Below are 12,239 nucleotides of genomic sequence, written 5' to 3' on the forward strand. Positions count from 1 at the left end.
GTTACTCTATTACGATTAAGGAGCGCTTAACAATCTCTCAAATTTGGCTGTAGGAATTAATCAGACGTTTGCGTTATGCGCTGCTCCGCGTCTGCGCTCTCTTTCCAGTATTTCTTCCGCGTTGTTTTACCAATGCCGGGATTCATGCTGTTTGTAGGGTCATTCTCGCGATAAAACTGCTTAAGTGCGTCAGGGGCTTCATAAAGATGTCCGACGTTATGTTCCGCAGGATATTGTGCGCCGCGTTCACGCAGAAGGGCGAGCATCTGCTCCTTCAGTTCGTGTGCGTCGACCCCTTTTTTGACAATGTAATCCTGATGGAAGACATAACACATAAAATGGCCGTAATAGAGCTTGTGCACCAGCTTGCTGTCGATTTCCGGCGGGAGATGCTCGAACCAGTCGGTGTCGTTACGCCGCAGGGCGATATCCAGCGCCAGAATATCTTCCACTTCTTCGGAATGCACCGCCTGATAACGGATGGCTGCGCCTGCGGCGGCAAAACGGTGCAGGAAGGCTTTGCTGCCCTCTTCAGGCGTACAGGCAAAGAAATCCCCTTCGGCGGTTTTGAAGTATTCGGTCAGCCAGGACTGCGCTTCGGCAATCCCGTCCCCGGCCATTTTCAGCAGCAGGTGATGTTCGTACTTGTCGCGCCAGATTTTCATTCTCTCCGGTAAATGCGCCGGGAAAACGTTGCCCAGCTTCTGCATAAAGCGGTCGGTGAAGTGGGGTTTAAACAGCGACACTTTCTCCAGCATCGCATCGGTGCGGCCCTTCATGGTGAAGAAGAACGGCATTTTGTCGGTGCCGAGCTTGTCGATCATCAGGAAGGTATCTTTGCCGTAACGTTCGGCGATGTCGTAAATGTCCCGGTGCATGTACTCGCCCGCCACCGGAAGATTGCTGAATTCGCCCAGAATATGACGGCGGATTTCCGTCAGAACCTCAGGCTGATTGGTACCGATGTAAAATACCTGCTGCTTTTTCTCTGCCGGGAAGGTATCCAGACGCACAGCAAAAACGGCAAGCTTCCCGGCGCACCCGGAGGATTCAAACAGGCGGTCCGGGTCGGCGTTGTAGCGCGCCGGCGTATCGGCGTCGATATCCCGGACGCGGGTCACGTAGTCGTGATCGTGCGCATGACGACCGTCGTGCTGCACGTCTTCGTCCTTCACGCGATCGTCGTCAAGCTTGCTGAGGATCTGTTCTGGCGTCACGCCGAGATCGATTCCCAGATGGTTCACCAGCGTCAGCTTGCCGTTTTCGTCAATACGGGCAAACAGCGACATCTCGGTATACGCCGGGCCGCGCTGCACCAGCGAGCCGCCGGAGTTATTGCAGATCCCGCCGACCACCGAGGCGCCAATGCAGGAGGAGCCAATCACCGAGTGCGGTTCGCGGCCCAGCGGCTTAAGCGCTTTTTCGAGGGAGTAAAGCGTGGTGCCGGGGAACGCGAGCACCTGCTCGCCCTTGTCCAGCAGGTGCAGCTTGTCGAGACGCAGGGTACTGATAATCACGATGTCACGATCGTAATCGTTGCCGTTCGGCGTGGAGCCTTCGGTCAGGCCGGTGTTGGCCGCCTGCATTAAAATAATCTTGTCGGCCGCGACGCAGGCGCTCAGCACGCGCCACAGTTCCAGCAGCGTGCCGGGGAAAACCACCGCCAGCGCCTCGCCCTGACCGGAGCGGAAGCCCTTGCGGTAGCGGGCGGTTTTAGCCGGGTCGGTAAGCAGGTGAGAGGAGCCAACCAGGCGCGACAGTTCGTTAATAAATGCTTTGTTATCGTCAGTTCGAACAGAAGACATCTTCCACTCCTTGTGGTGGGGCAAATTTCTCGCTGTAAAGCATAGCGCGATTAACTGTTAAGCGGTCGAGTATTCACGAGAAAAATCAGAGAATAACCCTGCAACGTTCAGAGGGTTTGTGGCACACTGCGCTTTTCGCACGGTATGGCCGAGATCGTCCGGCGGTTATTGATGAGAGAGTAAAACGACATGAAATGGCTATGTTCTGTAGGTGTCGCCGTCAGCCTGGCGCTGCAACCTGCGCTGGCAGAGGATTTGTTTGGCAATCACCCGCTCACGCCTGAAGCGCGGGATGCGTTTGTCACGGAATTGCTCAAGAAAATGACGGTCGATGAGAAAATCGGCCAGCTGCGTCTGATCAGCGTCGGCCCGGATAACCCGAAAGAGGCCATCCGCGAGATGATCAAAGACGGGCAGGTAGGGGCCATCTTTAATACCGTCACCCGCCAGGATATCCGCAAGATGCAGGACCAGGTGATGGATCTCAGCCGCCTGAAGATTCCGCTGTTCTTTGCCTATGACGTTGTGCACGGCCAGCGTACCGTCTTCCCGATTAGCCTTGGCTTAGCGTCTTCCTTTAACCTCGACGCGGTGAAAACCGTCGGGCGCGTGTCGGCGTATGAAGCGGCGGACGACGGCCTGAACATGACCTGGGCGCCCATGGTGGACGTCTCGCGCGATCCGCGCTGGGGCCGCGGCTCGGAAGGCTTTGGTGAAGATACGTACTTAACCTCCACGATGGGTAAAACCATGGTGGAAGCGATGCAGGGTAAAAGCCCGGCGGACCGCTACTCGGTGATGACCAGCGTCAAACACTTTGCGGCCTATGGCGCGGTTGAAGGCGGTAAAGAGTACAACACCGTCGACATGAGCCCGCAGCGCCTGTTCAACGACTACATGCCGCCGTACAAGGCAGGGCTGGATGCGGGCAGCGGCGCGGTGATGGTGGCGCTGAACTCGCTGAACGGCACGCCTGCGACCTCTGATTCCTGGCTGCTGAAAGACGTGCTGCGCGACCAGTGGGGCTTTAAGGGCATCACCGTTTCCGACCACGGCGCGATTAAAGAGCTGATCAAACACGGCACCGCCTCCGATCCGGAAGACGCGGTGCGCGTCGCGCTCAAGTCCGGCATCAACATGAGCATGAGCGACGAGTACTACAGCAAATACCTGCCTGGGCTTGTGAAGAGCGGCAAGGTAACGATGGCGGAGCTGGACGATGCGGCGCGCCACGTGCTGAACGTGAAATACGACATGGGGCTGTTTAACGATCCGTACAGCCACCTGGGCCCGAAAGACTCTGACCCGGCAGATACCAACGCTGAAAGCCGCCTGCATCGCAAAGAAGCGCGTGACGTGGCGCGCGAAAGCCTGGTGCTGCTGAAAAACCGCCTCGACACGTTGCCGTTGAAAAAATCCGGCACCATTGCCGTTGTGGGGCCGCTGGCCGACAGCAAGCGCGACGTGATGGGCAGCTGGTCTGCCGCGGGCGTGGCTGACCAGTCCGTGACCGTGCTGACCGGTATCAAGAGTGCCGTCGGTGAAAACGCCAAAGTGGTCTATGCCAAAGGGGCGAACGTTACCAACGATAAAGACATCGTGACCTTCCTCAACCAGTACGAGGAAGCGGTGAAGGTCGATCCGCGCACGCCGAAGGAGATGATTGACGAGGCGGTGAACGCCGCTAAGCAGTCTGACGTCGTGGTCGCGGTCGTGGGGGAAGCGCAGGGTATGGCGCACGAAGCCTCCAGCCGTACCGATATCACGATTCCACAGAGCCAGCGCGATCTGATCGCGGCCCTGAAAGCGACCGGCAAGCCGCTGGTGCTGGTGCTGATGAACGGTCGCCCGCTGGCGCTGGTGAAAGAAGACCAGCAGGCTGACGCCATTCTGGAAACGTGGTTCGCCGGTACCGAAGGCGGTAACGCCATCGCCGACGTGCTGTTTGGTGATTACAACCCGTCGGGCAAGCTGCCGATGTCCTTCCCGCGCTCCGTCGGGCAGATCCCGTTTTACTACAGCCACCTGAACACCGGTCGTCCGTACAATGCTGACAAGCCGAACAAGTACACGTCTCGTTACTTCGACGAAGCTAACGGCCCGCTGTATCCGTTTGGTTACGGCCTGAGCTACACCACCTTTAAGGTCTCTGACGTGAAAATGTCGGCGCCGACCCTGAAGCGTGACGGCAACGTTACCGCCAGCGTCGAGGTAACCAACACCGGCAAGCGCGAAGGGGCTACGGTGATTCAGATGTACGTTCAGGATGTTACCGCGTCGATGAGCCGTCCGGTGAAGCAGCTGCGCGGCTTCGAGAAGGTCAACCTCAAGCCTGGGGAAACCAAAACCATCAGCTTCCCGATCGACGTGGATGCGCTGAAGTTCTGGAACCAGCAGATGAAATATGATGCGGAACCGGGCAAATTTAACGTCTTTATCGGCGTGGACTCCGCCCGCGTGAATAAAGGCGAGTTCGAGCTGCTGTAACCTTTCCCTCCCCCCGTCCTGCGGGGGAGGCGTCTTACCTTATGCTAAAAAGGCATTTTGACGGTTAATTCCGCCGTTTTAAGCTACGCTTTTCTCTCAAGCCTCTGAAAAAGGCAGCAAAAAAATGAGGATAGCGGAATGACGATTGCAAAGGGGATGTTGGGATCTGCGGTGTTACTGGCGGCGCTGAGCCTGCCGTTACAGGCGGCGGAGCCGGTAAAAGTGGGCTCAAAGATCGATACCGAAGGCGCGCTGCTCGGTAATATTATTTTGCAGGTACTGGAAAGTCACGGCGTGAAAACGGTCAATAAAGTCCAGCTCGGCACCACGCCCGTCGTGCGCGGCGCGATTACATCCGGCGAGCTGGATATCTACCCGGAATACACCGGCAACGGCGCATTCTTCTTCAAAGATGAAAACGATCCGGCATGGAAAAACGCCAAAGCCGGGTATGAGAAAGTCAAAAAACTCGACGCGGAACAGAACAAACTGGTCTGGCTGACCCCGGCACCGGCCAACAACACCTGGACTATCGCCGTGCGCAAGGACGTGGCGGAGAAAGGGAAGCTGACTTCTCTGGCGGATCTCAGCCGCTACCTGAAAGAGAAGGGCGACTTTAAGCTGGCTGCGTCCGCGGAGTTTATCGAGCGTCCTGACGCGCTTCCGGCGTTCGAAAAAGCCTACGACTTCAAGCTCGACCAGGCTCAGCTGCTCTCGCTGGCGGGCGGGGATACGGCGGTAACCATCAAAGCGGCGGCGCAGCAAACCTCCGGCGTTAACGCGGCAATGGCCTACGGCACCGACGGCCCGGTGGCGGCGCTCGGCCTGCGAACCCTGACCGATCCTAAAGGCGTACAGCCGATTTACGCTCCGACCCCGGTGGTGCGTGAGGCGGTACTGAAAGCCTATCCGGAGATTGCCGAATGGCTCAAACCGGTTTTCGAAAAGCTTGATGAAAAAACGCTGCAGCAGCTGAATGCCAGCATTGCCGTCGAGGGGCTGGATGCCAAAAAAGTGGCCGCCGACTTCCTGAAACAACAAGGGCTTGTGAAGTAACGGGAAAGGGCTGTGCCAATAAAATGTCATAACCGCGTCCTGCTGCTGCTGGCCTGCGTGGCCATCACGGCGGTCGCGTTACCGTTTGTCAACGTTGCCCCAAACCGCCTGATGTCGGGGGAGGGCAAAGCGCTCTGGCAGGTCTGGTCGTTTACGCCGGGGTGGCTGGCGGCGGCGCTGGGCGCGTGGATGATCCTGTCGCTCTGGCAGGGACGCCCGGCGCAGTGGCTGACGCTGCTCCTCTCTGAAGGGCTCTTCATCGTGCTGTTCTGGAGCGCCGGACTGGCGGCGACGCATATGGCATCGGCGGAAAGTCCGCTGGCGAGAACCACTATCGGCAGCGGCCTGTGGCTGTGGCTGGCGCTGTGTCTGCTGGCCTGCAGCGATGCCATTCGTCGACTCATCGCCAGCGCGGTCTGGCGCTGGGTGCTCAATGCGCAGATATGGTGTATTCCATTGTTCCTGCTGTTCAGCGGTGAGCTGAACAACCTCTCGCTGCTAAAAGAGTACGCCAACCGTCAGGAGGTGTTTGATGATGCCCTCGCGCAGCACCTGACGATCCTCTTCGGTACGCTCGTTCCGGCGCTTCTGGTTGGGATCCCCCTTGGCATGTGGTGCTATCGCCATCCTTCACGCCAGGGGGGGGTTTTTGCCGTGCTCAACGTTATCCAGACCATTCCATCCGTTGCGCTGTTTGGCCTGCTGATTGCCCCGCTGGCGGGGCTGGTGAAGTCATTCCCGGTGCTCGGAACGCTCGGTGTCGCCGGGACGGGGTTAACGCCCGCGCTTATCGCGCTGGTGCTGTATGCGCTGCTTCCGCTGGTGCGCGGCGTGGTCGCGGGCTTAGGTCAGGTCGCACCTGACGTGCTGGAAAGCGCCCATGCGATGGGAATGAGCGCGCGGCAGTGTTTCTGGAAGATTCAGCTCCCGCTGGCGCTGCCCCTGCTGCTGCGCAGCCTGCGTGTGGTGGCGGTTCAAACCGTCGGCATGGCGGTGATTGCGGCGCTGATTGGCGCGGGTGGCTTTGGCGCGCTGGTGTTCCAGGGGCTGCTGAGCAGCGCTCTGGATCTGGTGCTATTGGGCGTGGTGCCCACGATTGCGCTGGCGGTGGTCGTCGACGCATTGTTTGCCTTATGGCTCGCGCTGCTCGGGAGAAGAGCCAATGATTGAATTTCATGATGTCAGTAAAACCTTTGCCGGTCGCCCGGCGGCGAGCCATCTGAACCTGAACTTTGCCGAGGGGGCGTTCTCCGTGCTGATTGGCACCTCGGGCTCGGGAAAATCCACCACGCTGAAGATGATCAACCGTCTGGTTGAGCATGACAGCGGGCTGATTCGCTTTGCCGGAGAAGAGATCCGCAGCCTGCCGGTGCTGGAGCTGCGCCGTCGGATGGGCTATGCCATTCAGTCTATCGGCCTGTTTCCGCACTGGACGGTGGCGCAGAACATCGCCACCGTGCTGCAGCTGGAGAAGTGGTCGCGGGCGAAAATCGCTGACCGGGTGGATGAACTGATGTCCCTGCTGGGGTTAGAGCCTGCGCTGCGCGATCGCTATCCGCACCAGCTTTCCGGCGGGCAGCAGCAGCGCGTGGGCGTGGCGCGCGCGCTGGCGGCCAACCCGCAGGTACTGCTGATGGATGAACCCTTCGGCGCGCTGGATCCGGTCACGCGTGGGGCGCTGCAGGCGGAGATGACCCGCATTCACCGCATTCTCGGACGCACGATCGTTCTCGTGACGCACGATATTGATGAAGCCCTGCGTCTGGCCGACCATCTGGTGCTGATGGATCATGGCGAAGTGGTGCAGCAGGGCTCGCCGCTTGAGCTGTTAACCTGGCCGAAGAACGACTTTGTGCGCGAGTTTTTTGGCCGCAGCGAGTTGGGCGTCAGGCTGCTCTCCCTGCGGACGGTTAGCGACTATATGCGCCGGGAAGAGGTGCCGGTGAGCGGCGAACCGCTGCAGGCGCAGATGAGCCTGCGGGATGCCCTCTCCGCGTTTGTCGCGCGCCAGTGCGAGGTATTGCCCGTCTCGGACTCCGGCGGGACGCCGTGCGGAACCTTACATTTTCGCGATCTGCTGGCCGGGGAGGTGACGCGTGAAGGCACTGCGTGATCCGCTCCTCTGGCTGGTAGCGCTCTTTGTCGCCTTGCTGTTTCTGATGCCCCACAGCGCGGCGCTGTTTAACAGCCTTTTTCCCGGGCTGCCGCGGCCGGTGTATCAGCAGGAGAGCTTTATTAATCTCGCCCTGGCGCATCTCTGGCTGGTGGCACTCTCAAGCGCTATCGCGGTCGTGCTGGGCGTGGGGGCGGGCATCGCGGTCACGCGGCCTGCGGGCCGGGAGTTTCGCCCGCTGGTGGAGACGATTGCGGCCATTGGTCAGACGTTCCCCCCGGTGGCGGTGCTGGCGATAGCGGTTCCGGTGATGGGCTTTGGTCAGCAGCCGGCGATCATTGCGCTGATTCTATACGGCGTATTGCCGGTGCTGCAGGGCACGCTGGCGGGCCTCGCGGCGGTACCGGCGTCAGTGCTGAGCGTGGCAGAAGGGATGGGGATGAGTCGCGGCCAGCGGCTGCGCAAGGTTGAACTGCCGCTTGCGGCGCCGGTTATTATTGCCGGGATCCGCACGTCGGTCATCATTAACATCGGGACGGCGACCATTGCGTCGACGGTCGGTGCCAATACGCTGGGGACGCCGATCATTATCGGCTTAAGCGGGTTTAATACGGCTTATATTGTGCAGGGGGCGGTGCTGGTCGCGCTGGCGGCCATCGTCGTCGATCGCCTTTTTGAGCGGCTGACGCTGTACCTCAGCCGACACCGCCGCGAACAATAAACGAGTACCCTGCCAGCATCACGCCGCCGATACCGCTCACGGCCATCAGGACAAAAAGGGTAATAATGGCCAGTTTGGTTGCCTTCATCATGTGCTCCTGTTGTTAACGGAACAATTATACGGTGAAGCGCAGCTGTTAATGAACCATTAAATGCCGTTATGGCTCATCCGGCCCAAGGGAATAAACCGGGTAACCATTTTCTCGCCATTCCATCAGAAGCTGCTGCTGCGTGGCGGACGGCACTTCGCCACACCAGACCAGCAGGGTCTGGCCGTCGAAAAACTCAGGCTTAAGCTGAGCCAGCGAGTGCGCCAGAACATCCACGCGCCAGCCCTTCTGGGTGGCAATCCACGCTTCCAGCCACAGGCGGGTGGTATCGTGCACGTTCCAGCCGACTACCAGCGCATCTTTTCCGGCTTTGTTCTTCGCTGAGGCAAGGCAGACGGCAATATAGTTGATCAGCACCCCGTCGAGCATGCTGAGCAGCGCCTGCAGGGTGGACTGCTGGCACTGCAGGCGTCGACGGAGCGGAATGAAAAGATGGGAGATCAGCGTCTGTGCCGGATAGTCGCGACCCTGCTCTTTTATCCATGCGCGCAGGCGCTGAAGATTGCCTGCCTGCAGGAGCCGCAGCAGGGTTTCCTGTTGTTCGCGCCAGAGGTGCTGCGTGTCCGGGTCGTCATGGCTCAGCAGGGACTTCACTTTGCCGACCTGCACCCCGTTGTCGATCCAGCTCTTAATCTCGCGGATCCGGTCTATATCGGCATCATTAAAAAGTCGATGCCCACCGTCTGTCCTTTGCGGTTTGAGCAATCCATACCGTCGCTGCCACGCCCGTAGGGTAACGGGATTGATATCACAAAGGAGTGCCACTTCACCTATCGTGTAAAACGCCATATTCGCCCCCTGGCTTACGCGTTCCCAGCTTAACTGTAGACCCACTTTTGCGAACCAGGAAGGGTTGATTGATTTTTGAACAAACAATGCGAAGCATGCACGATATTCAGAAAAAGGTGTGATAACGGACACGATTTTGTGCTTTTTTGGAATGCTTCAAAGAAAGTAACCCCGCATCAGTGTATGTTACGCGTTTTTAGCGTGTGCGGTTTTGAGTATGTACGAGTTTAATCTGGTGCTGCTGTTGCTTCAGCAGATGTGCGTGTTTCTTGTCATTGCCTGGCTGATGAGCAAAACGCGCCTGTTTATCCCGCTGATGCAGGTCACCGTTCGTCTGCCGCATAAGTTGCTCTGCTACGTCACCTTCTCTATTTTCTGCATCATGGGGACTTATTTTGGTCTCCATATCGAAGACTCTATTGCCAACACGCGCGCGATTGGCGCGGTGATGGGGGGGCTGCTGGGCGGTCCCGTCGTCGGTGGCCTTGTCGGTTTAACCGGGGGACTGCATCGCTATTCCATGGGCGGGATGACGGCGCTGAGCTGCATGATCTCCACGATCGTGGAAGGGCTGCTCGGCGGCCTGGTGCACAGCTATATGATTAAGCGCGGCCGTCCGGATAAAGTCTTCAGCCCGCTCACCGCCGGAGCCATTACCTTTGTGGCCGAAATGGCGCAGATGGCGATCATTCTGCTCATTGCCCGTCCGTTTGAAGATGCGCTGCACCTGGTCAACAGCATTGCCGCCCCGATGATGGTGACTAACACCGTGGGTGCGGCGCTGTTTATGCGCATTCTGCTCGACAAGCGCGCTATGTTTGAGAAGTACACCTCGGCGTTTTCCGCCACGGCGCTGAAGGTCGCCGCCTCGACCGAAGGGATCCTGCGGCAGGGGTTTAACGAAGAAAACAGCATGAAGGTCGCGCAGGTGCTCTACAAGGAGCTGGATATCGGCGCGGTGGCCATAACCGACCGCGAGCGGCTGCTGGCTTTTACCGGCACCGGGGACGATCACCATCTGCCGGGTAAACCGATCTCCTCAGCCTATACGCTGCGCGCCATCGAAACCGGCGAAGTGGTGTATGCCGACGGTAACGAAGTGCCTTATCGCTGTTCGCTGCATCCGCAGTGCAAGCTGGGCTCCACGCTGGTGATTCCGCTGCGCGGGGAAAATCAGCGGGTGATGGGGACTATCAAGCTGTATGAGGCAAAAAACCGTCTTTTCAGCTCGATCAACCGCACGCTGGGGGAGGGGATCGCCCAGCTGCTGTCCGCACAAATCCTCGCCGGACAGTATGAGCGGCAGAAAGCCCTGCTGACGCAGTCTGAAATTAAGCTGCTGCATGCCCAGGTCAACCCGCATTTCCTGTTTAATGCCCTCAACACGCTCAAAGCGGTGATCCGCCGCGACAGCGATCAGGCCGCGCAGCTGGTGCAGTTTCTGTCGACCTTTTTCCGCAAGAACCTGAAGCGGCCGTCTGAGATCGTGACCCTCACCGACGAGATTGAGCACGTGAACGCCTATCTGCAGATTGAGCAGGCGCGTTTCCAGTCGCGCCTGCAGGTGACGCTCTCCGTGCCGGACGAGCTGGCGTATCAGCACCTCCCGGCTTTTACCCTGCAGCCTATTGTCGAAAACGCCATTAAGCACGGCACGTCACAGCTTCTGGGTACAGGGGAGATAACCATTGCCGCCAGCCGTTTTAACCACCATCTGGTGCTGGATATTGAAGATAATGCCGGGCTTTACCAGCCTTCCGCCTCCGGCGGTTTAGGGATGAGCCTGGTGGATAAACGCCTGCGCGCCCATTTTGGCGATGACTGTGGCATTACCGTCGCCTGCGAGCCCGACCGATTTACCCGTATTACCATACGACTGCCGCTGGAGGAGAACGCATGTTAAGAGTGCTGATTGTGGATGACGAGCCGCTGGCACGGGAAAACCTGCGCGTTCTGCTGCAGGAGCAGCCGGATATTGAGATTGTGGGTGAGTGCGCCAACGCCATTGAGGCCATCGGCGCGGTGCACAAGCTGCGCCCGGACGTGCTGTTCCTTGATATTCAGATGCCCCGCATCAGCGGGCTGGAGATGGTCGGCATGCTCGACCCGGAACATCGTCCCTACATCGTGTTTCTGACGGCGTTCGACGAATATGCCGTTAAGGCCTTTGAGGAGCACGCGTTTGACTATCTGCTCAAGCCGATCGAAGAGAAGCGCCTTGAAAAAACGCTCACCCGTTTACGCCAGGAGAGGACCGCACAGGACGTCACGCTGCTGCCGGAGAACCAGCAGCCGCTGAAGTTTATCCCCTGCACCGGGCACAGCCGGATCTATCTTCTGCAGATGGATGACGTGGCGTTCGTCAGCAGCCGCCTGAGCGGGGTGTTTGTCACCAGCGCGGAAGGGAACGAAGGATTTACCGAGCTGACCCTGCGCACGCTCGAGAGCCGCACGCCGCTGATCCGCTGCCACCGCCAGTATCTGGTGAACATGGCGCACCTGAAGGAGATCCGCCTGGAAGATAACGGCCAGGCCGAACTGGTGCTGCGTGCCGGGCAAACGGTACCCGTCAGCCGCCGCTACCTGAAGAGTTTGAAAGAGGCGATTGGGCTGTAAAGCTGGTACACTGCGCGCCATTGCATCATCGACATTCGAAGGCTCTATGCTAAGTAACGATATTCTTCGTAGCCTGCGCTACACCCTGAAAGCGAACAATAACGACATGGTGCGCATTCTTGCGCTGTCCGACATGGAATCCACGTCTGCGAGTTTTGACACGTGGATGACCAAAGAAGACGAAGAGGGCTTTGTCCGCTGCCCTGATATCATTCTGTCCGGTTTCCTGAACGGCCTGATTTACGATAAGCGTGGCAAAGATCCTGCCGCGCCAGAGCTGGCGCTGGAGCGTCGCGTGAACAATAACACGGTGCTGAAAAAGCTGCGTATCGCGTTCTCGCTGAAAACGGACGATATCGTGGCGATCATGACCGAGCAAAAATTCCGCGTATCCGTGCCGGAAGTCACCGCCATGATGCGCGCGCCGGATCATAAAAACTACCGCGAGTGCGGCGACCAGTTCCTGCGTAATTTCCTGCGCGGGCTGACCCATCGGGTGCATCACCCGAAGGCGTAAAGGCGGTAGGGGCGGCCTGATGACCT

General features: G+C 58.8%; 11 protein-coding genes. 8 read left to right on the forward strand and 3 right to left on the reverse strand.

The features are described 5' to 3' along the window. Window positions 1-56: 56 nt before the first annotated feature. A complete protein-coding gene (gene dld, locus USH94_RS01780) occupies window positions 57-1,805 on the reverse strand; it encodes a D-lactate dehydrogenase (RefSeq protein ID WP_111965979.1) in 1,749 nt (582 codons plus the stop codon). Between the two features lie 189 nt (window positions 1,806-1,994). Here dld and bglX point away from each other — a divergent pair, with 189 nt between their 5' ends. From bglX to USH94_RS01805, 5 genes are all read left to right on the forward strand, one after another. Next, complete coding sequence (gene bglX, locus USH94_RS01785; protein WP_111965980.1) at window positions 1,995-4,292, forward strand: beta-glucosidase BglX; 2,298 nt, start codon at window positions 1,995-1,997, stop codon at window positions 4,290-4,292. A gap of 138 nt (window positions 4,293-4,430) precedes the next feature. Continuing rightward, on the forward strand, window positions 4,431-5,348 hold the full coding sequence (locus USH94_RS01790; RefSeq protein ID WP_111965981.1) for an ABC transporter substrate-binding protein: 918 nt from the start codon (window positions 4,431-4,433) through the stop codon (window positions 5,346-5,348). A gap of 12 nt (window positions 5,349-5,360) precedes the next feature. Beyond that, a complete protein-coding gene (locus USH94_RS01795) occupies window positions 5,361-6,518 on the forward strand; it encodes an ABC transporter permease (RefSeq protein ID WP_111965982.1) in 1,158 nt (385 codons plus the stop codon). Continuing rightward, complete coding sequence (locus USH94_RS01800; protein WP_111965983.1) at window positions 6,511-7,461, forward strand: ABC transporter ATP-binding protein; 951 nt, start codon at window positions 6,511-6,513, stop codon at window positions 7,459-7,461. The genes USH94_RS01795 and USH94_RS01800 overlap by 8 nt, the downstream gene beginning before the upstream one ends. Then, window positions 7,445-8,182, forward strand: coding sequence for an ABC transporter permease (locus USH94_RS01805; protein ID WP_111965984.1), 738 nt, complete (start codon window positions 7,445-7,447; stop codon window positions 8,180-8,182). Before USH94_RS01800 ends, USH94_RS01805 begins: the two co-directional genes overlap by 17 nt. On the opposite strand, the gene USH94_RS01810 is transcribed toward USH94_RS01805, so the two are convergent. Together USH94_RS01810 and mlrA are read right to left on the reverse strand one after the other, a co-directional pair. Next, complete coding sequence (locus tag USH94_RS01810; protein WP_008500895.1) at window positions 8,157-8,270, reverse strand: protein YohO; 114 nt, start codon at window positions 8,268-8,270, stop codon at window positions 8,157-8,159. The two genes, USH94_RS01805 and USH94_RS01810, sit on opposite strands and share 26 nt — an antisense overlap. 69 nt (window positions 8,271-8,339) lie before the next feature. Continuing rightward, window positions 8,340-9,080 (reverse strand): HTH-type transcriptional regulator MlrA, encoded by a 741-nt coding sequence (gene mlrA / locus USH94_RS01815; RefSeq protein WP_111965985.1) that lies wholly within the window; start codon window positions 9,078-9,080, stop codon window positions 8,340-8,342. Between the two features lie 217 nt (window positions 9,081-9,297). Between mlrA and USH94_RS01820 the strand changes: the two genes are divergently transcribed. The 3 genes from USH94_RS01820 to USH94_RS01830 are packed head-to-tail and all read left to right on the forward strand — an operon-like array spanning window position 9,298 to window position 12,213. Continuing rightward, window positions 9,298-10,983 (forward strand): sensor histidine kinase, encoded by a 1,686-nt coding sequence (locus USH94_RS01820; RefSeq protein WP_111965986.1) that lies wholly within the window; start codon window positions 9,298-9,300, stop codon window positions 10,981-10,983. Next, window positions 10,977-11,696: a two-component system response regulator BtsR gene (gene btsR / locus USH94_RS01825; RefSeq protein WP_045908659.1), complete on the forward strand. Its 720-nt coding sequence runs from the start codon at window positions 10,977-10,979 to the stop codon at window positions 11,694-11,696. The genes USH94_RS01820 and btsR overlap by 7 nt, the downstream gene beginning before the upstream one ends. A 46-nt stretch (window positions 11,697-11,742) precedes the next feature. Next, a complete protein-coding gene (locus USH94_RS01830; protein WP_008500891.1) occupies window positions 11,743-12,213 on the forward strand; it encodes a DUF1456 family protein in 471 nt (156 codons plus the stop codon). The last annotated feature ends 26 nt before the right edge of the window (window positions 12,214-12,239 follow it).

The sequence above is a fragment of the Enterobacter sp. 148H3 genome (genome assembly GCF_034107425.1).
Lineage (GTDB): Bacteria > Pseudomonadota > Gammaproteobacteria > Enterobacterales > Enterobacteriaceae > Enterobacter > Enterobacter vonholyi.

Bases quoted from the DNA above. Each gene is read 5' to 3' on its own strand.
- dld (WP_111965979.1), bottom strand. From the start codon at position 1,805: ATGTCTTCTGTTCGAACTGACGATAACAAAGCATTTATTAACGAACTG.
- bglX (WP_111965980.1), top strand. From the start codon at position 1,995: ATGAAATGGCTATGTTCTGTAGGTGTCGCCGTCAGCCTGGCGCTGCAA.
- USH94_RS01790 (WP_111965981.1), top strand. From the start codon at position 4,431: ATGACGATTGCAAAGGGGATGTTGGGATCTGCGGTGTTACTGGCGGCG.
- USH94_RS01800 (WP_111965983.1), top strand. From the start codon at position 6,511: ATGATTGAATTTCATGATGTCAGTAAAACCTTTGCCGGTCGCCCGGCG.
- USH94_RS01810 (WP_008500895.1), bottom strand. From the start codon at position 8,270: ATGAAGGCAACCAAACTGGCCATTATTACCCTTTTTGTCCTGATGGCC.
- mlrA (WP_111965985.1), bottom strand. From the start codon at position 9,080: ATGGCGTTTTACACGATAGGTGAAGTGGCACTCCTTTGTGATATCAAT.
- USH94_RS01820 (WP_111965986.1), top strand. From the start codon at position 9,298: ATGTACGAGTTTAATCTGGTGCTGCTGTTGCTTCAGCAGATGTGCGTG.
- btsR (WP_045908659.1), top strand. From the start codon at position 10,977: ATGTTAAGAGTGCTGATTGTGGATGACGAGCCGCTGGCACGGGAAAAC.
- USH94_RS01830 (WP_008500891.1), top strand. From the start codon at position 11,743: ATGCTAAGTAACGATATTCTTCGTAGCCTGCGCTACACCCTGAAAGCG.